Source organism: Tistrella sp. (assembly GCF_002684955.1).
Taxonomy (GTDB): Bacteria; Pseudomonadota; Alphaproteobacteria; order Tistrellales; family Tistrellaceae; genus Tistrella; species Tistrella mobilis.
On record NZ_NYWI01000040.1, the window covers coordinates 182,465 to 201,301 of the forward strand.

Genomic DNA, 18,837 nt, shown 5'->3' on the forward strand with positions numbered 1-18,837 from the left:
CACCCGCAGCCCGCAAGCCTTTGGGCAGGATCGTCGACGGAAAGGGTTCTCCCTCATGCCCCTGAACTGCCTTCTTCTGCGTGGCACGGCCTGTGCGCTGCCGGTACTGCTGATGCTGGGGGGCATCGCACCGGCCCAGACCCGGGCCTCGGATCCTGGCCAGACCAATGCTGGCCAGCCGCCCGCAATGCCGGCACCGCTCCAGGATCCCCCCACGGCCGAAGCACCGGCGATCCGGATCGAGGGGCCGGCAAGCCAGGGCAGTCTCAATCTCGGGCGGGTGCCCAAGGGCTGGCAGGTGACGGTCGACGGCGTGCCGGCCCGGGTCGACGATGCCGGCCGCTTTGTCTTCGGCATCGGGCGGGACGCCGCCGCGGCCGATCTGGTCGCTCGCGCGCCCCATGGCGCCACGCTGGAGCGGCGGGTGACGGTGGCCGCGCGGGACTGGGCGATCGAGCGGATCGACGGCCTGCCGCCGCCCAAGGTGACACCGGATCCCGAGCTTCAGGACCGGCTGCGTCACGAGCGTGAGCTGATCCTGAATGCCCGTGCCGCATCGGATGACGGCATCATCGGCTTCGAGATCGCGACCAAGGGCTTCCGCCTGCCGGTCGAGGGGCGGATTTCGGGCGTGTTCGGCAGCCAGAGGGTGTTGAACGGCACGCCGCGCAGCCCCCATCGCGGGCTCGACCTGGCGGCGCCGGAAGGCACGCCGGTGCTGGCGCCCGCCGGCGGCAGGGTGGTGCTGGTGATGCCGGATCTCTGGTACACCGGCGGCACGATCATGATCGATCACGGCCAGGGCGTGACCTCGATCTTCGCGCATCTGTCCGAGATGCTGATCGCGCCCGGCCAGCTGGTCAAGGCGGGCGATGCCATCGGCCGGGTCGGCATGACCGGCCGGGCGACCGGCCCGCATCTGCACTGGGGCGTGTTCTGGAAAGAGGTCGCGGTCGACCCGGCACCGCTTGTGCCGGCCCTCCAGGGCCGGATCGATCCGATGAAGCCGCGGCCCGAGCCCAAGCCCCAGCCGTCTGCGGCGGTAAAGCCGCAGACGGATCAGGGTTGAAGACGGCTAGCGTTGCGGGCTGGGCTTCTGTGCCCGCCGTGCGCCGCGGCTGCGGACCATCGAGACCGCGATGCCGCCGACGATCAGGGCGAAGGTGACGATCAGCGACAGCTCCGCCGGCGGCTTGCCGATGAACTGGGTCCAGAAGATCTTAGCGCCGATGAACACCAGGATGATCGACAGCGCGTATTTGAGGTCGTGGAAGCGGTGGATCATGGCGGCGAGCGCGAAATAGAGCGCGCGCAGGCCCAGGATCGCGAAGATGTTGCTGGTGTAGACGATGAACGGATCGGTGGTGACGGCGAAGATCGCCGGCACGCTGTCCACCGCGAAGACGACATCGGCCGTCTCGATCAGCAGCAGGGCCACCAGCAGCGGCGTCGCATGACGCCGGAGCCGGCCCTTGTCGTCGGGCAGCCGCACGGTGAAGTCGTGGCCGTGCAGCTTTGGCGTCACCGGCATCGCCTTTTTCAGCAGCCGCATGAAGATGCCCTGGGTGAAGTCCGGCGGGTCGCCGCCATCCTTGAGCATCTTGATGCCGCCCCAGATCAGGAAGGCGCCGAAGAAGAGCAGGATCCAGTGGAATTCATGCACCAGCGCCGCGCCGATGCCGATCATGAAGGCCCTGAGCACGATCGCGCCCAGGATGCCCCAGAACAGCACCCGGTGCTGCAGATGCCGGGGGATGGCGAGTGCTGCAAAGATGGTCGCGATGACGAAGACATTGTCCATCGCGAGCGTCTTTTCGAGCATGAAGCCCGTGGCGTATTCCATGGCGGCCGTGCCGCCCGACGACCACCAGACGAAGCCGCCGAAGCCCAGACCGGCGGCGATGTAGAAGGTTGAGAGCACCAGGCTCTGGCGCACGCCGATCTCTCGGTCGCGCTTGTTGAGGACGCCCAGGTCGAAGGCGAGCAGGCCTGCGACCAGGGCGACGAACAGGCCCCACTGCCACAGCGGATGTCCCGCCATGCTGAGGCTTGCCGCGGAGATGATCTCCGCCGGCAGGATTGATGATGTTTCGGGGAACACGCGATCACCCCTCGATCGCGGTTGCGCTGCGTCCTAGCGCGAAATGGGTGAGGGATCCGACATCACGACCGACGCCTCGATCGCCAGAGGGGCCCGGATCCGGCAATTCCGCTTATGTGGCGCAGCCGGTGACGGGCGTCAAGGCGGCGGGTCCCGCCATGCTGCATGCGGTGATGCAAGGCAGGCTCGACGCCCGGCGTAGGATCATGCAATCATGAGATGATCTGAACCGTCGGAGAACGGCCCCCATGATGCAGAACGTCGCCATGGATGATGGCGTGGAGATCGCCGTCGAGCAGTCGGGCAACCCCGAAGGCCCGGCCCTGGTGCTGGTCCATGCATTGGCAGTCGACCATACGGTCTGGGATCTGGTGGCCGCACCGATGCGCGCCAGCCGGCGGATCGTCGCCATCGACATCGCCGGTCATGGCATGAGCGGCGTGCGCGTATCCACCACCGAAAACCCCCAGACCCTCGACCGGCTGGCCGATGATGTCGAGCAGGTGGTCGCGGCGCTGGGCATCACCCGGGCCGATTTCGCCGGGGTGTCGATCGGCGGCATGATCGGGCAGGTGCTGGGTGTGCGCAACCCGGCCTGGCTGCGCAGCCTGACCCTGGTCTGCACCGTGTCCGATGTGCCGGGCGAGGCACAGGCGATGTGGGACGCCCGCATCGCGGCCGTGCGCGACCAGGGCATGGATGGCCAGGTCGATGCGACGTTGGAACGCTGGTTCACCCCGGCCTTCCGCGATCTCGCCCCCTCGGCGCTGGATCAGGTGGCCGCCATCATCCGCACCACCCCGCCCGAGGGGTTCATCGCGGCCGCCCATGCCATCAAGGGGCTGGCGATGGGGGCGAAACTGCCGGCGGTGAAGGTGCCGACGCTGGTCGCCTCGGGCGCCCAGGATGTCGGCTCGCCACCCGAAGCCGGCCGCGCCATCGCCGCCGCCATCCCCGGCGCCCGCTTCGAACTGCTCGACCCCTGCGGCCATATGGGCCCGATCGAGGCGGCGGACCCGCTGTGGAAGCTGATGGACGCCCATCTGACCGGGCTCGCCTGATGGTCTGAGATCCGCTGCCAGATCGGCTCAATGCTCCAGAAGGACGTGCCGCAAGGCCTCGCGCAGTCCAGGGGCCGCCACGGCGAAGACGATCAGCGCGGTGATGGCGAGCGTGGCAAACCAGCCGGCGATATTGACCATGATCGCCATCCCGAACGAGGTGCGATGACGGACAGTGGCGACGACTTTGGCTTCATTCTCTGAAGCGGCGGCTTTGACGTAAGAGGCGATGTCGGAGACGCGTTGATCGATGGCCGCCAGGCTGTCGGCCATGAAGTCCTCGCGAGCTTCGTTGATCACAGATGTCCCGAAGCGCTCCAGCATCTTCTGAGCAGCATCCCGATAGGCTGTTCTTTCAGTGTCGGTCGGGTTGCGATCGATCTTTGGCCGAACCGAATCGCCTCGTTGGGCAGCTTCTCTGAGTGCCTGTTTGTAGATCGCATAGGCGATCAGGCCGACCAGATCGTCGCTTGACTCAACAAGCCGCTCGAACGTCCGGCTGTGCGACGAACTTCTGTTTCCGCATCGGAGGGCGACCGAGGCGACGAGGTCATTTTTCACCGACGGCTGCACGCAGGGCACGCTTGAAGACATCTTCGCGCACCGATGACCAGGTCGTGCCGTCAAGGGACCGATAGGACTGCACGATCCGTCCGAGATTGCGGGGTCGGTTGGCGTAGGCCTGCGTCTTCGGATCCGGCATTTCATCCTTGCCACGATCGGATTTGATAACAGGCATCTTCCAGATCCTCATGTTGGACACAGTCGTCCCGTGACAATCTTGCCGCCATGCCTCAAGGCGGCGCCACGCGCTCTCGCTGGGCCAAGGGGCGAGCAGGGGCATTCTCGTGCTTTGGGAGACAGATGTGCTGGGCGATCTCTGTGGCAGAGCGGCACCGCTTTTTCGCGCAGTGTAAGGCGATGCTGCGAAAGGCTGGCGAGCACTCTGTCAGCGGTCTGTGGAGCTGCGTCAGAAAACTCGCCGACATCTTCCAGCCTCTGGAATACGCCATCTGCTTCAGCTCCTGTGGATATGATCCAGACTGGCCAAAGGGTCTTCGGCGCCGAATCCGTTTCATAAAGCGAATTCATGCAGTTCCGACAGAAAAACCTCGGCTAGAAACGGGACGCGGCCGACTACGAAGATCTCGATCAATTTCATGCAAGGGTGTCCGCACATCTGGAACAAGGAGATTCTTGCTAAAAAACATTACCTCTCGGCCCCTCATGATGTTACGCGCACTATAGTTTAGCGTGTATTGAAGCCACGGAGAGCTGGCATAAAGATCGTGAATTGGCCGCACGTCATCATAAGAGACAACCCAAAATAGTCCCTTCATCGCCTTCACACATTCCGCAACGGCGACATGGTCATCCGCACGATACGCGTCGTGGTATAGAAAGCGACCTTTCTCAAAATATGGGGGATCTATATAAAGAAGGGTCTTATTCTTAAATTTATGCAAATTTTTTTCGATGAAATCAATGGCATCCAGATTGGTCACTTCGATTCGTGATCTGAGCGAGGCAATTTTTTCGATTCTGGAAATGAGATCAGGCTTGTTGAATCGAGCGTCGATCTTCCATTTTCCCGTTTGCGCCCGCCCACCAATGACGCCGCCATTCAAAATTCCAGACCGATTCGTTCGATTGAGAAAGAAAAAGGAAAATCCGAGGCTTAGGCAATCGGCTTCTTCTGGTCGTCGGAATACCTCCTTCTGCCTGTCCCATTCTTCAACGGTCAGCCGGCAATTACGAATCAAACCACATAGTTCATCCGTTGAATTCAGGACGCTGTGCCAGAACGAGAAAACCGGCAAGCTGATGTCATTAATGGAAACTCGACGCACGACACCTGTGAGCAGCAATTCCCATGCAACGGCCGCGCCGCCTGCATACGGCTCCACGTAGCGGCCATCTGACAAGCCATTCGAGCGCACTATCTCCTTCATGAACCGCGCTAGTTTCCCTTTTCCGCCAGGATAGCGAAGCGGGGAGTAGCGGCCAGTTTGGGTAAGCATTGGAGGAGTGTCTGGCATTTATGCGTTTCCATACGTGGCAATAAAGATCGGGACAGAGCAATCCCAACCGGCCCGAAGCGCGTCTGCGGTCGGCATCTGGAACTTATTATGAACGAACCCGTTAAGCGACTGGATGGACGTCGCGGACGTCTTCGTGAGAATATTGTTCCGAAAGCCGCGGAGGTCGGAGTTTTTTGAGCTGTCGGCTTCTGCTATATGCCTCAGGACCTTCTCTGCCTTCTGGGTCAAATCTAGTTCTACCGTAGCTCCTTTTGCGTTCTTTTCAAACTTAGGAATGCGCTTGACCTCCATATAGTCGTTGATCGCGAGTTCAACGAAACTACGGAGGACAAACGCAGCGGAAACCGTGAACTTGTTTGCATCCAGACTTCCCGCTTCCCGCAAGAGCGTCTCGCCCTTGGTTGAAGTAGGCGGAATAAAAGGATGCCGCCTTGGGGCTAGTGTGGTCCGAGGCTTTGGGCTGCTCTTGGTTTTCTGCTTCGAGGAAGCTTTTGAGGCAGTGGCGACTACTGGCCGCATTTTGATGTCAATGTCTTTAAAGGGGCGCGGCGCGTCGGATTTTCCTTTCTGGGGTTGGAGGTCTTTTGGAAGATTCTTAAAATAACTCTCAATATCAGAAGCTTTGTTTAGGTCGCGAGAATCTACTATCCCATCGCGTACATCTTCGATTATCCTACGCAGAACTTTAAGTGCCCACCTCGGTTCCGATCCGAGCATTGGTGTTCTGCCGTCACCACTAGTTGAGATCGAGATCCCTAGGTGCTTGCGCCCGGCGGCGGATTCGAGCAGGCGCGCAAGATTGCTGGACTTTCGATTTTCAATTACTGATTTGGTTGATTCCCACTCTTCGTCAGTATAGTCCGCGTTGCGGCCCACAAAATCGATAACGTCGAGAATGGATCGGTCGCCAGAGAAACGCTGAATTTCCAACGGGCCCCATGAAATTCTACCTTCTCCGTCGGCCATTCCGGTGTGCCGTCGGTAAATCCATTCATTCGCATCTTCCCTATGTTCAAATTTCACGCAACGAATCGGCTCAATACTCCTCCGATCAAATCCCTTTGCCGTTCGAACAAGAGACTTTTTGATAGTATCGGGTACCTCTGTGCCGTCTAAGACATCTGGGTTGTTCAGCACCATGAGAGCCGAAAGGCGTCGATTACCCTCTAGCACGATGAAGTCCTCCCCGCCTTCCGCCTCTATGACGTAGAGGTTGTCGCCCGGATCAAGACCGTTGTTCTTGATGCTGAGCATCAGATTGCGAAAATGCGCTTCGTTCAAGTGAACGATAGCTTCCAGCGCGGCCGACTGGCTGTTTACGGAGCCGAGGCGCGGGTTATCTTCATCGAGCAATAATTCATCTATGCTAAGTTCGAGATATTCGACCATGATTCCCCCAATTATTTCTCGATTATTCACGCGGCCTGCTGCCTCGGGCAGATGTATCCTCCGCCGCTGCGATGACCCGCAGGCGTCGGTGAAGCCGAACTTTGGCCATGCGTGCAGTTCTGGTGCGGTTCTCGTTGATGTTGGCGCGCAGCAAGCTGCTGTCCCCCTATCAATGGGAATCCTGTAACATGCTCGCACCAGAGAAGAAATCTGCTTCTTGCATCCTTCATCCTTCATGGCGCTGCTTCTGCCTACCTCGGAGCTGCGGGCGGGGGCTTCGGTCGGATGAAAATCTGGCCGAGCCTCAACAGCGTTTTAGTTATTCTCGGGTGTCATACTGAAGGGTCATAGCGTAGGCATATTTGTCTGTTTCATCGGCTTCGACCCGCCATCTCATACCACTGAGCGCTGATCATGACTCACGATAGGGGATTTCCAAAGTCCTCGGACTATGAGTTACGCGGCTGGTAAACAGCCGGAAGCGGTCCTTATGGCCAACCCACCTGCTTTGCCTACATCTGTGGTGCGGCATGCCCTGAACGCCGTGTCGTTGCCGTCGTGATCCTTCCCCTCTGCGACCCCCGCGGCATGTGATGGTATCTTCACAAAATCGCGCCCAGGGCGCACGCCGTCCGAATGGTGGATCGAGCGGGATGGCATATGACGTGTTCTGCGCCAGAATGGCGGCGACCATGTTGTCCCCCTCACTCCGGCCCATAGGTCCGTGCCGGCAGCGGCAGGGCCTCGACCCGTTCGCACAGCAGGGCCAGCAGCCCGGCCTCGGCGCGGTTCAGGCTGGCCTGCGGGTTGAAGACCAGGTGGATGTCGATCGCCGGCGGGTCCTGATAGGGCGGCAGCCGCCAGAGCAGGCCGTCGCGGACGTCGCGGCGGACCACATGCAGGGGCAAGGGGCCGATGCCGAGCCCGGCGGTGATCATCCGGCGCACCTCTTCCAGGCTCGACGACACGCCGACCACTTCTTCGTCGACGCCGGCCCGGGCGCGCAGCAGCGCCACCGGGCGCAGCGCGTCGGAGGTATGATCGGTCTGGAACGAGACCGAGGTCTCGCCGCGCAGATCTTCCAGCGCCAGCCCGGTACGGCCATAGAGCCGGTGGGTCGGGCCGCAGAAGAAGCCGAAGAATTCCCGATAGAACACCCGGTAGTCCAGCCTGGGGTCCTGGGTGTGCACCAGGCACAGGCCGAAGGCGGCGCGTTTCTGGGCGACCGCCGTCGTCACGTCCAGGCTGGTCATCACCTGGATGCCGAAGGTCGCCCTGGGATGACGGGCATGGAAATCCGACAGCGCCTCGTCGAAGAGCGGCGAGGCGATGTGGCTCGCCACCGCGATCAGCACATGGCCCGTCACCTCTTCCTTCACGTCGCGCAACCGGATCGGCAGGCGCGACACCGTGCCGAAGATCTCCACGCAATCGGCGTAGAGCAGCTGGCCGGCGCGGGTGACCTCGAAGACATTGGGCTTGCGCTCGATCAGCCGGCGGTCGAGCCGCCGTTCCAGCCGCGCCAGCGCATTGCTGATCGTGGGCTGCTTCAGCCCCAGCCGCTCGGCCGCCGCCGTGATGCCGCGTTCCTCCACCACCACCATGAAGGTGCGCAGCAGGTTCCAGTCCAGGTCCCAGGCCAGGCGCTGGGCTTCGTGCTTTTTCATCGGGCCCCGCAGATCATTCTTCAGAACTATGTTTTACATTTTCATTATCTATTTGATCAATGGTCTCGGCATCCGCGAGCATGAGGTGACGCGGCGGCGAGGACCTGGGCGGAACCGGGGCCCGCGCGAGGGAACAGGGACCCGGCCGCAGATCTCGAGGGAGACCACGACAATGAAGCGTTTCTGGACGGGCGTGCTTGCCGCCGGCGTCGCGCTGGTGATGGGCGCCGGTGTCGCCGCGGCCGATGATCTGGCGAAGATCAAGGACGACGGCGTGATGAAGATCGCCATGAGCGGCGCCTACCCGCCCTTCAACTTCGTCAACGACCGCAACGAGGTGGTCGGCTTCGATGCCGCGATCGGCCGCGAGATCGCGAAGCGCATCGGCGTCGAGGGCCAGATCGTCACCACCGCCTGGGACGGCATCCTGGCCGGTCTGCTGGCGAAGAAATACGACACCATCGTCGGCAGCATGACCATCACGCCCGAGCGCGAGAAGGTGGTGGATTTCGTCGGCCCCTATTATCACGCCGGCCGTGCGGTCTTTGTGACCGAGGCCTCCGACGTGAAGACCCTGGCCGATCTCAAGGGCAAGACCGTCGGCGTCACCCTGGGCGAAACCCACGAGAAATGGGCCCGCACCCAGGACGGCTGGTCGGTGCGCACCTATAAGGGCCTGCCCGAACTGCTGCTGGAGCTGAAGGCCGGCCGGGTGCAGGCGATCGTGAACGACAACATCCCCGTCCGGGTCGCGATCAAGGAAAACGGCGAGAAGCTGCGCCAGCTCGACACGCCGGACATCGAGGGCGGCGCGGTCGCGATCGGCATCGCCATCCGCAAGAACAACCCCGATCTCCACGCCGCCATGCAGACGGCGCTGGACGGGATGATGGCCGACGGCACCTACGAGAAGATCTCGATGGAGTGGGTCGGCGCCGACATCCGCTGATCCGTCGCGCGGGAGGCGACCCCTCCCGCGCATCCTGCGCCCCCCTTCCGGGGGCGGAGCCTATGCCATCGGGAGACGGAACCCATGGATGTCGACCTGATGATCCGGGTCTTCCCCTTCTTTGCGGAAGCCGCCTGGACCACGGTGCAGATTTCGGTTCTGGCGCTGGTCCTGGGCCTCGCCATGGGGGCATGCGGTGCTGCGGCGCGGCTGTCGCGTGTCGCCGTCATCCGGTATGCCGGTGGGGCCTATGTCAGCCTGTTCCGCGGCACGCCCTGCCTCATTCAGCTGTTCGTGCTCTATTTCGGCGGGCCGCAGATCGGGATCGAGCTGGACCCGTTCGCGGCCGGCGTCATCGGGCTCGGCATCAATATCGGGGCCTATATGACCGAATCGATCCGGGGCGCGATCCTCGCCGTCGATCGCGGCCAGACCGAGGCCGCGCGCAGCCTGGGCATCGGCCGCGGCCAGACCATGACCCGGGTGATCCTGCCCCAGGCCGCCCGGCTGATGATCCGGCCGCTCGGCGTCAACACCATCGCCCTGATCAAGGGCTCGGCGCTGGTATCGGCCATCTCTCTGGTCGAGCTGACCTACACCGCCCAGCGCTATATCGGCTCCACCTACAAGCCGTTCGAGATGTTCGCGATCGCGGCGCTGTTCTACATGGTGGTGATCTGGGTGGCGCTGCAGGCCATCGGCTGGCTCGATCGGCGCTTCGCCATCGACGGGGGGCGCTGAGATGGAAGGCCTCGATTTCTCGGTCGTGCCGCCCTATGCCGACCTGATCCTGATGGGCGCCCTCTGGACGGCGGTGCTGACGGTTGCGGCGGCAGCGGTCAGTTTTGCAGGCGGCATCGGCTTCGCCGTCGCCACCATGTACGCGCCCTGGTTCATCCGCCTGCCGGTGCGCGGTTTCGCCTGGCTGTTCATGGGCACGCCGCTGCTGCTGCAGCTGTTTCTGATCTATTTCGGCCTGGTGCAGATCGGCATCGACGTGCCGGCCCTGGTCGCCGGCATCATCGGCCTCGGCCTGCATTTCGCGGTCTACAACGCCGATGTCATCCGCGCCGGCATCACCGCCGTCGATCCCGGCCAGAACGAGGGCGCGCGCAGCCTGGGGCTCAGCCGCTATCAGAGCTTCCGCCATGTGATCGTGCCCCAGGCGGTGCGCTCGGTGGTGCCGCCGATCGGCAACAACCTGATCGCGCTGCTGAAGGAATCGGCTCTGGTCTCGGTGATCGGCGTCGCCGAACTGGTCCATGCCGCCCAGCTTGCGATCAGCGAGACCTTCCGGCCCTTCGAGTTCTACATCGTCGCGGCCGCGCTCTATTACGTCCTGAACCTGATGCTCGAAGCGGGCCTGCGCCTGATCGAGAAGCGCGTGGAGGCGACGCGATGACGACGACCAGCTCCTCCGCCCCCCGGCCCATGGTCGAGGTCCGCAATGCCCACAAGCGCTATGGCGCGCTCGAGGTGCTGAAGGGCATCGACCTGACCGTCGACCGCGGCCGGATCATCGCGATCATCGGCCCCAGCGGCTCGGGCAAGAGCACGCTGCTGCGTTCGATCAATCATCTGGAGACGCTGAACGAGGGCGAGATCTTCCTCGACGGCGTCCAGGTGAACGCGCCGCTGGCCGGGGCGGCTTTCGAACGGCACATCAATGCGGTGCGCCAGCAGATGGGCATGGTGTTCCAGCACTTCAATCTGTTCCCGCATCTGACGGTCGGGCGCAACGTCACCCTGGCGCTCACCCTGCTCAAGGGCATGAGCGAGGCCGAGGCGCGCGAGGTGGCGCGGGACCAGCTGGCGAAGGTCGGCCTCGCCGACCGCATGGACACCCATCCGGCCCGGCTGTCGGGCGGGCAGAAGCAGCGGGTCGCGATCGCCCGGGCGCTGGCCATGGGGCCCAAGGTGATGCTGTTCGACGAGGCGACCTCGGCGCTCGATCCCGAACTGGTCGACGAGGTCAATCTGGTGATGAAACAGCTCGCGGCCGAGCACATGACCATGCTGATCGTCACCCACGAAATGCGTTTCGCCGAAGAGGTCGCCGACGAGGTGCTGTTCATGGATGGCGGCGTGGTGGTGGAACAGGGGCCGCCGGCCGAGATCTTCCGCAACCCCCGGCAGGAGCGCACCCGCGCCTTCCTGCGCAAATACCTCGCCTGACGGGATCATGGCCATGAACGCCCCCCTCGGTACCGCCGCCGCCCCCGATGTCGCCGGCTGGCCGGATTACGGCCTGACCGCCGCCCAGCGGCGCATCGCCGTCCTCGGCCATACCTATGAATACCCCGGCATGGATGGCGCCCGGGGGGAGATCTGGTGCTATACCGACCGGCTCTCCTATGCCCCCGGCGATACCGTCGCCTTCCACGTCTCGTCGACCTCGGCCGACTGGCGGCTTGAGATCGCCCGCGACGGCGCGGCGCTCGAACCGGTCCATGTCGAAGAGGGCCTGACGGCCGGCCATCACGACACCCCCGATCAGTGCTCGGTGACCGGCTGCGGCTGGCCCGTCGCCCACCGGCTGGTCATACCGGCGGGCTGGCGGTCCGGCGCCTATCGGGTGACGGCCACGGGCGAAGGGGCCGACGGGGCGCCGATCACCTGCCATCATCTGTTCATCGTCACCGCCGCGGGCCAGCACCGCCTGCCGGGCCGGGTGCTTCAGATCGCCGCCACCGGGACCTGGACCGCCTATAACACCTGGGGCGGATCCAACCACTATCAGGGCATCACGGGGCCCGAGCGCAATCAATATGCCCCGCGGGTCAGCCTGGAACGGCCCTTCTGCCGCGGCTTCGTGGTCCTGCCGCCCGAGGCGCCGCGGGTGCCGCTGGAAGTGCCGGTGCCGCCGGCCATGCCGCCGCGCTACCCGCATATGGAATGGGCCTATGCGACCGGCCATTCGAAGAAGTATGCCTCGGCCGGCTGGGCCTCTTACGATGGCCATTTCTTCCGCTGGGCGGAGCGTGCCGGCTATGCGGTCGACCTCGCCAGCCAGCACGATCTGCATGATCGGCCGGAAATCCTGTCGCGCTATGATTGCGTGGTCTTCGTGGGCCATGACGAGTACTGGACGGCAGAGATGCGCGATGCCGTCGATGCCTATGTCGAAGCCGGTGGCCGGGTCGCGCGCTTTGCCGGCAATTTTATGTGGCAGACCCGGCTGGAAGACGAAGGCCGCACCCAGGTCTGCTACAAATACCGGGCCCGCGCCGAAGATCCGCTCGCCGGCACGCCCCGGGTCACCACCTCGTGGGAAGCGCCCGAAATCGGCCGGCCGGGTGCCCTGACCTTCGGCCTGGATGCCACCCGCGGCCTCTATGTCGGCTGGGGCGGCTGCGCGCCCCGCGGCGTGCGGGGCTTTCCGGTCTACCGGCCCGAGCACTGGGCCTTTGCCGGCACGGGGCTCTATTACGGCGACCTGCTGGGGGCCGATTCCCATGTCTTCGGCTACGAGGTCGACGGGCTCGACTATGTCATCCAGAACGGCCTGCCCGAGCCGGCGCCCGGCGCTCGGGTGCCGGAGGGGCTGCAGATCCTGGCGCTGGGCCTGTCGTCGCTGATCGAGGAATCGGCCGACATCCCCGCCGACGACCAGTTCCTGTCCGATGCCGATGCCCGGTTCGTCGCCGGCATCCTGGCCGGCGGCGACGACCGGGCGGCGGTCGAGCGGGTCAAGCGCGGCTCGGGCGCCATCGTCAACTTCCGACGCGGGGCCGGCGAGGTCTTCCATGCCGGCAGCTGCGAATGGGTGGCGGGCCTGCTCCGCCGGGATCCGATGGTCGAGCGGGTCACCGCCAACATCCTCGACCGCTATCTCACCCCCCGCTGACGTTTTTCACCCCCCGGAATCCGTCCTTTCCCGGAGCCTGCGCCCCATGGCCACCCCTGCAGCCCCCGCCGCCGGCGACAACCGGCCGCCCTCGCATCTGTTCTATCAGGCCCGCCTGCGCCGGCCGCTCGCCAGCCGTGCCGAGGGCATCTACATCTGGGACGAGACCGGTCGCCGGGTGATCGACGGTTCCAGCGGCGCCATGGTGGTCAATATCGGCCATGGCAATCCGCGGGTGCTGGAGGCGATGAAGCGGCAGATGGAGGCCGCGACCTTCATCTATCGCCTGCATTTCGAGAACGAGCCGGCCGAACGTCTGGCTGCGGCGCTCGCCGATCGCTGCCCGGCCGGGCTCGACCGGGGGTTCTTCGTCTCGGGCGGGTCGGAAGCGGTGGAATCCTGCCTCAAGCTCGCCCGGCAATATGCGGTGGCGACCGGCCAGGGCAGCCGCTTCAAGGTCATCTCGCGCTTCCCCTCCTATCACGGCAGCACGCTGGGGGCGCTGGCGGTGACGGGACATGCCGCCTTCTCGGCGCCCTTCGCGCCGATGATGCACGAGATGCCGAAGATCCCGGCCCCCACCGCCTATCTCGACCGCGACGGGCTCGACATGGCCGCCCGCGGCCGGCGCTATGCCGACATGCTGGAAGACGAGATCCGCCGCCAGGGCCCCGAAACCGTGCTGGCCTTCATCATGGAGCCGATCGGCGGCGCCTCCACCGGGGCGCTGGTCGCGCCCGATACCTACTATCCGCGCATCCGCGAGATCTGCGACCGCTATGGGGTGCTGCTGATCCATGACGAGGTGATGTCGGGTGCCGGCCGCACCGGCCGCTATCTGGGCGGCGACCATTGGGGCATCACACCTGATCTGGTGGCGCTCTCCAAGGGGCTGGGGGCGGGGTATGTGCCGCTCGGCGCCATGATCGCCTCTGACAAACTGGTCCGGCCGGTGCTCGATGCCGGCGGTTTCCAGCACGGCTTCACCTATGCCGGCAACCCGCTCGCCTCGGCCGCCGGCCTTGCGGTGCTGGACGAGATCGACGCCCATGACCTGATGGGCAATGCCGCGCGGATGGGCGCCCTGCTCAAGGTGCGGCTCGAAGCGCTGAAACCCCGCTTCCCCTTCATCGGCGATGTGCGCGGCAAGGGGCTGCTGCTCGCGGTGGAGTTCGTCTCCGAGCCCGAGACCATGGCGACGCTGCCGCGCGAGCTGAACGCCCATGCCCGCGTCGTCGACCTCGCCTTCGAGCGGGGGCTGATCATCTATTCCCGCCGCACCCGGGGCGGCATCGACGGCGATCATTTCCTGGTCTGCCCGCCGATGATCGTCACGGCCGGCCAGATCGACGAGATCATGGCGATCCTCGACGACCCCCTGCTCGCGCTCGCCCGCGAGCTGAACCTGCCCCATTCCGCCTGACATCCCGTTTATCCGACGATCGAGGAGCCCCCAATGTCTGTCCAGATCAGGGATGCCGGGACCAGATCCGCGCCCAAGGTGGTCATCACCTGCGCGGTCACCGGGTCGATCCACACGCCGACGATGAGCCCGCATCTGCCCTGGCGGCCCGAAGACATCGCCGCCCAGGCGATCGAGGCGGCCGAGGCGGGGGCCGCCATCCTCCATCTCCACGCCCGCGACCCGAAGGACGGCCGGCCCAGCCCCGATCCCGAGGTCTTTCTGCAATTCCTGCCCCGGATCGCGGCCGCAACCGATGCGGTGCTCAACATCTCGACCGGCGGCAGTTCGCTGATGACGCTGGAGCAGCGCCTGGAAGCGGCGCTCCGGATCGCGCCCGAGATGTGCTCGCTCAACATGGGCTCGATGAATTTCGGGCTGCACCCGCTGGCAGACCGCTATCAGGACTGGCAGTTCGCCTGGGAACCGCAGCTGCTGGAGGCGACGCGCAGTTCGATCTTCCAGAACACCTTCGCCGATATCGAGGCCATCCTGCGCCGTCTGGGCGAGGGCTGCGGCACCCGCTTCGAATTCGAGTGCTACGATGTCGGCCATCTCTACACGCTCGCCCATTTCCGCGACCGGGGCCTGATCCCGCATCCGCCCTTCATCCAGTTCGTGCTGGGCGTGCTCGGCGGCATCGGCGGGGATGCCTCGCATCTCTTCCACATGAAGCAGACCGCCGACCGCCTGTTCGGCACCGATTACATCTTCTCGGTGCTGGGCGCCGGCCGGCGCCAGATGCCGCTGATCACCATCGGCGCAGCCCTCGGCGGCCATGTCCGTGTCGGGCTGGAAGACAATCTCTACGACGGCCGCCAGGGGCTGGCCCCGTCCAACGCCGCCCAGGTCCGCCGCATCCGCACCATCCTCGAAGCCCTGTCGCTGGAGGTGGCGACGCCGGCGGATGTCCGCGCCATGCTCGGCCTCAAGGGCGCGGATCGCGTCGATCTGGCCCGGGTGTGACCAGGGCCTGACGCGTGCCTGACCCGGGCGGCTCAGCGGCCGGTCAGGTAATCCGTCAGGTGCCGCAGCCCCGTCGCCGCCAGCGTCAGACTGCGCCGGCGGTCTTCTGCGGTCGCTTCCGGATCGGCCGCCGCGCGAATGCAGCGGCCGATCAGCTCCGCCTGCAGGGCGGCCCCCTCCGCCGAGCGCGGCGTCAGTTGCAGCGCCCGCCGGCGCACGGCCGCATCCAGCACCTCGACGGCCGCGATCAGAGGGCCTTCCGGGGCCGTCCCGGTTCCCGCGGGCATGGCATGGCCGGACAGAAGCGCCCAGTCCGACACGAGCACTGTCACGGGGCAGGCCTGTTCGTCGGACACCTGAACGGTGTCGTTATGGGCGGGAAATGTGTCGGTCTTCCGGTGTCTGGCGGGCATGGCGCGTCATCCTTCCCTGTCGCCTGTGCGCCCTGTGTCGCGCGGAAAAGTTGGACAGGCCGGCATGCCGATCCTCGATTTCCGGCCATGATGCCACCGGCGGTGCCGCCGCAGGTCCGGGCTTTCGCCCCTGCGTATATGTAATCTTTTAAGCCTGAATTCTTCTGAGCGCTAGCCTTATACAGCCACTCGCGCTCGTTGCGGACGACACGCATAGTCCTGCTATGACGAGCATTCCGCCGAACCGCATCCGTGAGATGAGAGACCGCGCCGGACTGACGCAAGAGGCCCTGGCCAATGCGATCGGTCAGACGCGGCAGGCCGTGCATCGCCTGGAGACCGGCCGCACCGGCCTGACCGAGGCGACGCTGCGCCGGATCGCGACCGCGGTCGGGTGCGAGGCCTGGCAGCTGCTGGCCGGATCGGAAGCGGCCGACGACGCACGGGCCGCAGACCTGGTATCGCCGGCCGAGGTGCGGATGGTGATCCTGGCGGTGGAACGCACGCTGGCCAATCGCGGCATCGCAGCCAGCCCCGACCAGCGCGCCGACATGGTGACCTCGATCCTGAGCAATTACGCCCGCCTGTTCCGCGGCCTGGACCAGGACACCCTGCAGCGCATCGTCGAGACGTCTCAGGTGATTGTGCGGATCTAGATCATTCCGCAGTTCTGGTATTATTGCGTAAGCTGTATTTTTTATGTCGATATCTGCTTCCGATTGCTCCGAAGAGACTTCAATCGTGTTTTTGGCGGTTACTTGTTTTCGGGTATACTGAATGCCGGGCTTTTGACTGGCTGCGGCGATGCGACATGACACGAAATCCGGAAGAAAACGATCTGATGGTCATGGGCGCGCCACTCCCGCGCCTTGCCGAGGCGGAGCCGTTGGACGGCCGCAGGGTGCGGTTGCTCTGGATGTCGGGGGAGACGGCAATCGTCGATCTGGCGCCGATCCTGGCAAGCCGCCGTATTTACGCGTCTTTGCTGGGCAATGAGGCGCTGTTCCGTGGGCTGCGCATTGCAGAATGGGGTAATGCACTTCAGTGGGATGGAGATCTGGAGATTTCTGCGGTGTGGCTTCACCGCGCCCAATGCATGTCCTGTAACTGACGGCTGATCTCGGCCGCTGCCGTGCGGACCCGGGTGAGGGCATCGGTGAGCGGCTGGCCGTCCTGGCCGATCAGCTGGGGGGTGAGGCCCGAGACGCTGACCGCGGCGGCGACGCGGCCGCGGGCGTCGCGGACCGGGGCGGCCAGGGCCGAGACGCCTTCGACGATGTCGTCGACCGCGACCGCCCAGCCGCGCTCGCGGATCAGGGCGCCGTCCGCTTCAAGCGCGGCCGGCGCCGTCAGGGTATGGGGGGTCGCGGCGCCGAGCGGGCGGGCGAGGCGGCGGGCGCGTTCTTCGGCGCCAAGATGCGCCAGCAGCAGCCGGGGCGCGGCACCTCGGTTCACCGGCAGGCTTTCGCCCACATTCCAGATCCGGACATCGACCGGCGGGTTGCCGTGGCTGCGCTCGATGCACATCGCGCCGTCCTCGCGCAGGATCGACAGGAAGGCCATGGCGCGGGTCTCACGCGCCAGCCCGGCCAGATGCGGGGCCGCCACATTGCGCAGATCCACCGTCACCGGCACCGAGGCGCCGAGTGCCACGACGCCCAGCCCCAGCGCATAGCGCTGGCCGATCGGTTCCTGCTCCACCAGATCCATGCCGATCAGGGTCAGCAGCATGCGCCGGGCAGTGGCCTTGTCGACCACCGCGGCCTCGGCGATTTCGGCCAGGGTCAGCCAGGGGCGTTCAGGGGTGAAGGCGCGCAGGATGCGCACCGCCCGTTCCACGGCCCGCACGCCGCCGCGCGACGGCTCGTCGCGGCCGTCGGTCTCGTGTTCCGCGGCGTGGAGGCCGGCTTCGGCGCCGGACGCCTGGACCATGGCGGGCTTTCCCCTCGGCATGTGGTCTCGATATCCTCTCTGGGCTTATACGCGATGCGCGCCGACCGCAAGGCCGGCGCGCGTTTCAGGTGATCGGCGGAACAAGGGGTCCCGGTCAGCGGGGCTCGGTGCCGGTCAGGAACTGCGCCTGCAGGTCCATCACCCGGTCGAAGCCGATGAAGGTCTTGAAGTCGCCGAGCGGCGTCTGGCCGACCGGCAGGTTGATGCGGGTGCTGCGCGCGGCCCTGACCGCCGCCAGATTGCGGCGCATCGCATCGGTCGCGGTCAGCAGCGCCACCAGCGGATAATGGGCGATGCCGGCCACTTCTTCGATCTGATCGGGGGTGAGGTCTGTTTCCAGCCAGCGCATGATCTGCAACGAGAGCGGCACGCCGGCGGCATCCCTCAGCCGCTTCAGGCTGTCGAGATCGGTAAAGCCGCGGCTGATCGGCTGGATCATGTCGGCGCCGGCGGCGGCATAGCGCTTTGCCCGGGCGATGGTCTCCTCTTCGGTGCCGGCATCGGTGCGGGCCACGATTACCAGATCCGGATCGGTGCGCGCGGCGACGGCGGCGCGGATCTTGGCTTCGCCTTCCTCGACCGTCACCAGTTCCAGCACGTCGGCGATCGCCGGGCAGCGCTTGGGCACGGCCTGATCCTCGATGATCACGGCGGCGACACCCGCCTGCTCGAACTCGCGGACGGTGCGCATCACGTTGATGGCATTGCCATAGCCGGTATCGACATCGGCGATCAGCGGGATCGAGGTCGCGCGGACCATGTTGCGCACCACGGCCAGGTTCTCGGTCATGGTGTAAAGCTCGACATCGGGCTCGCCCAGATGGCTCGCCGAAATGGCGAAGCCCGACGAGAGCATGACGTCGAAACCGGCTTCCTCGATCAGCTTCGCGCTGACCGCATCGAAGGCACCGGCCGACCAGGCGGTCTTGCCGGAGGCGAGCATCTCGCGCAGGCGCTTGCGGGTGGGCACGGACATGGGCGGATTTC

At 65.1% G+C, this 18,837-nt stretch carries 20 protein-coding genes and 1 pseudogene; 12 read left to right on the top strand and 9 right to left on the bottom strand.

The window, feature by feature from the left end; all coding sequences use genetic code 11:
* Window positions 1-55 precede the first annotated feature (55 nt).
* A complete protein-coding gene (locus CMO28_RS14925) occupies window positions 56-1,069 on the top strand; it encodes a M23 family metallopeptidase (protein ID WP_296714827.1) in 1,014 nt (337 codons plus the stop codon).
* 6 nt (window positions 1,070-1,075) lie between these two features.
* Here the strand turns inward: CMO28_RS14925 and CMO28_RS14930 are convergent, their stop codons facing one another.
* Window positions 1,076-2,041 (bottom strand): TerC family protein, encoded by a 966-nt coding sequence (locus CMO28_RS14930; protein ID WP_296714829.1) that lies wholly within the window; start codon window positions 2,039-2,041, stop codon window positions 1,076-1,078.
* Window positions 2,042-2,349: 308 nt separating this feature from the next.
* Between CMO28_RS14930 and CMO28_RS14935 the strand changes: the two genes are divergently transcribed.
* A complete protein-coding gene (locus CMO28_RS14935) occupies window positions 2,350-3,162 on the top strand; it encodes an alpha/beta fold hydrolase (RefSeq protein ID WP_296714832.1) in 813 nt (270 codons plus the stop codon).
* Between the two features lie 27 nt (window positions 3,163-3,189).
* On the opposite strand, the gene CMO28_RS14940 is transcribed toward CMO28_RS14935, so the two are convergent.
* Both CMO28_RS14940 and CMO28_RS14945 read right to left on the bottom strand, forming a co-directional pair.
* Window positions 3,190-3,756 (bottom strand): hypothetical protein, encoded by a 567-nt coding sequence (locus CMO28_RS14940; protein ID WP_296714833.1) that lies wholly within the window; start codon window positions 3,754-3,756, stop codon window positions 3,190-3,192.
* Window positions 3,713-3,901 (bottom strand): hypothetical protein, encoded by a 189-nt coding sequence (locus CMO28_RS14945; protein ID WP_296714837.1) that lies wholly within the window; start codon window positions 3,899-3,901, stop codon window positions 3,713-3,715. The genes CMO28_RS14940 and CMO28_RS14945 overlap by 44 nt, the downstream gene beginning before the upstream one ends.
* Window positions 3,902-4,065: 164 nt before the next feature.
* On the opposite strand from CMO28_RS14945, the pseudogene CMO28_RS29935 reads away from it, so the two are divergent.
* Window positions 4,066-4,206 (top strand): annotated as a pseudogene (locus tag CMO28_RS29935) (IS630 family transposase); the annotation flags it as partial.
* A gap of 44 nt (window positions 4,207-4,250) precedes the next feature.
* Here the strand turns inward: CMO28_RS29935 and CMO28_RS14950 are convergent.
* The 3 genes from CMO28_RS14950 to CMO28_RS14960 form a co-directional block, all read right to left on the bottom strand.
* On the bottom strand, window positions 4,251-5,201 hold the full coding sequence (locus CMO28_RS14950) for a DNA adenine methylase (protein ID WP_322111359.1): 951 nt from the start codon (window positions 5,199-5,201) through the stop codon (window positions 4,251-4,253).
* Window positions 5,202-6,830, bottom strand: coding sequence for a hypothetical protein (locus CMO28_RS14955; protein ID WP_296714839.1), 1,629 nt, complete (start codon window positions 6,828-6,830; stop codon window positions 5,202-5,204).
* Window positions 6,831-7,297: 467 nt separating this feature from the next.
* Entirely contained in the window at window positions 7,298-8,260 is a 963-nt protein-coding gene (locus CMO28_RS14960) for a LysR family transcriptional regulator (RefSeq protein WP_296714841.1), read from the bottom strand.
* Window positions 8,261-8,432: 172 nt separating this feature from the next.
* Here CMO28_RS14960 and CMO28_RS14965 point away from each other — a divergent pair, with 172 nt between their 5' ends.
* The 7 genes from CMO28_RS14965 (at window position 8,433) to CMO28_RS14995 (ending at window position 15,484) form a co-directional block, all read left to right on the top strand.
* The gene (locus CMO28_RS14965) at window positions 8,433-9,209 is read left to right on the top strand and encodes an ABC transporter substrate-binding protein (RefSeq protein WP_296714842.1); all 777 of its coding nucleotides are present in this window, start codon (window positions 8,433-8,435) and stop codon (window positions 9,207-9,209) included.
* 84 nt (window positions 9,210-9,293) lie between these two features.
* Window positions 9,294-9,950 (top strand): amino acid ABC transporter permease, encoded by a 657-nt coding sequence (locus tag CMO28_RS14970; protein ID WP_062762883.1) that lies wholly within the window; start codon window positions 9,294-9,296, stop codon window positions 9,948-9,950.
* Between the two features lies 1 nt (window position 9,951).
* Complete coding sequence (locus CMO28_RS14975; protein ID WP_296714846.1) at window positions 9,952-10,611, top strand: amino acid ABC transporter permease; 660 nt, start codon at window positions 9,952-9,954, stop codon at window positions 10,609-10,611.
* Window positions 10,608-11,384 carry an amino acid ABC transporter ATP-binding protein gene (locus CMO28_RS14980; protein ID WP_296714848.1) on the top strand — a complete coding sequence of 259 codons (777 nt, stop codon included), beginning with the start codon at window positions 10,608-10,610 and terminating at the stop codon, window positions 11,382-11,384. The genes CMO28_RS14975 and CMO28_RS14980 overlap by 4 nt, the downstream gene beginning before the upstream one ends.
* A 13-nt stretch (window positions 11,385-11,397) precedes the next feature.
* Window positions 11,398-13,056: a N,N-dimethylformamidase beta subunit family domain-containing protein gene (locus CMO28_RS14985; protein WP_296714851.1), complete on the top strand. Its 1,659-nt coding sequence runs from the start codon at window positions 11,398-11,400 to the stop codon at window positions 13,054-13,056.
* Window positions 13,057-13,102: 46 nt separating this feature from the next.
* Complete coding sequence (locus tag CMO28_RS14990) at window positions 13,103-14,479, top strand: aspartate aminotransferase family protein (protein ID WP_296714854.1); 1,377 nt, start codon at window positions 13,103-13,105, stop codon at window positions 14,477-14,479.
* Between the two features lie 33 nt (window positions 14,480-14,512).
* Window positions 14,513-15,484, top strand: coding sequence for a 3-keto-5-aminohexanoate cleavage protein (locus CMO28_RS14995; protein WP_062762874.1), 972 nt, complete (start codon window positions 14,513-14,515; stop codon window positions 15,482-15,484).
* 32 nt (window positions 15,485-15,516) lie between these two features.
* On the opposite strand, the gene CMO28_RS15000 is transcribed toward CMO28_RS14995, so the two are convergent.
* Window positions 15,517-15,897, bottom strand: coding sequence for a hypothetical protein (locus CMO28_RS15000; protein WP_296714858.1), 381 nt, complete (start codon window positions 15,895-15,897; stop codon window positions 15,517-15,519).
* Window positions 15,898-16,154: 257 nt separating this feature from the next.
* Between CMO28_RS15000 and CMO28_RS15005 the strand changes: the two genes are divergently transcribed.
* Window positions 16,155-16,553 carry a helix-turn-helix domain-containing protein gene (locus CMO28_RS15005; protein WP_197465092.1) on the top strand — a complete coding sequence of 133 codons (399 nt, stop codon included), beginning with the start codon at window positions 16,155-16,157 and terminating at the stop codon, window positions 16,551-16,553.
* A gap of 155 nt (window positions 16,554-16,708) precedes the next feature.
* Entirely contained in the window at window positions 16,709-17,008 is a 300-nt protein-coding gene (locus tag CMO28_RS15010; protein WP_296714864.1) for a DUF2442 domain-containing protein, read from the top strand.
* Here the strand turns inward: CMO28_RS15010 and CMO28_RS15015 are convergent.
* A complete protein-coding gene (locus tag CMO28_RS15015) occupies window positions 16,978-17,829 on the bottom strand; it encodes an IclR family transcriptional regulator (protein WP_296714867.1) in 852 nt (283 codons plus the stop codon). The two genes, CMO28_RS15010 and CMO28_RS15015, sit on opposite strands and share 31 nt — an antisense overlap.
* Before the next feature lie 115 nt (window positions 17,830-17,944).
* Window positions 17,945-18,826: an isocitrate lyase/PEP mutase family protein gene (locus CMO28_RS15020; protein WP_296714869.1), complete on the bottom strand. Its 882-nt coding sequence runs from the start codon at window positions 18,824-18,826 to the stop codon at window positions 17,945-17,947.
* Window positions 18,827-18,837: the final 11 nt, after the last annotated feature.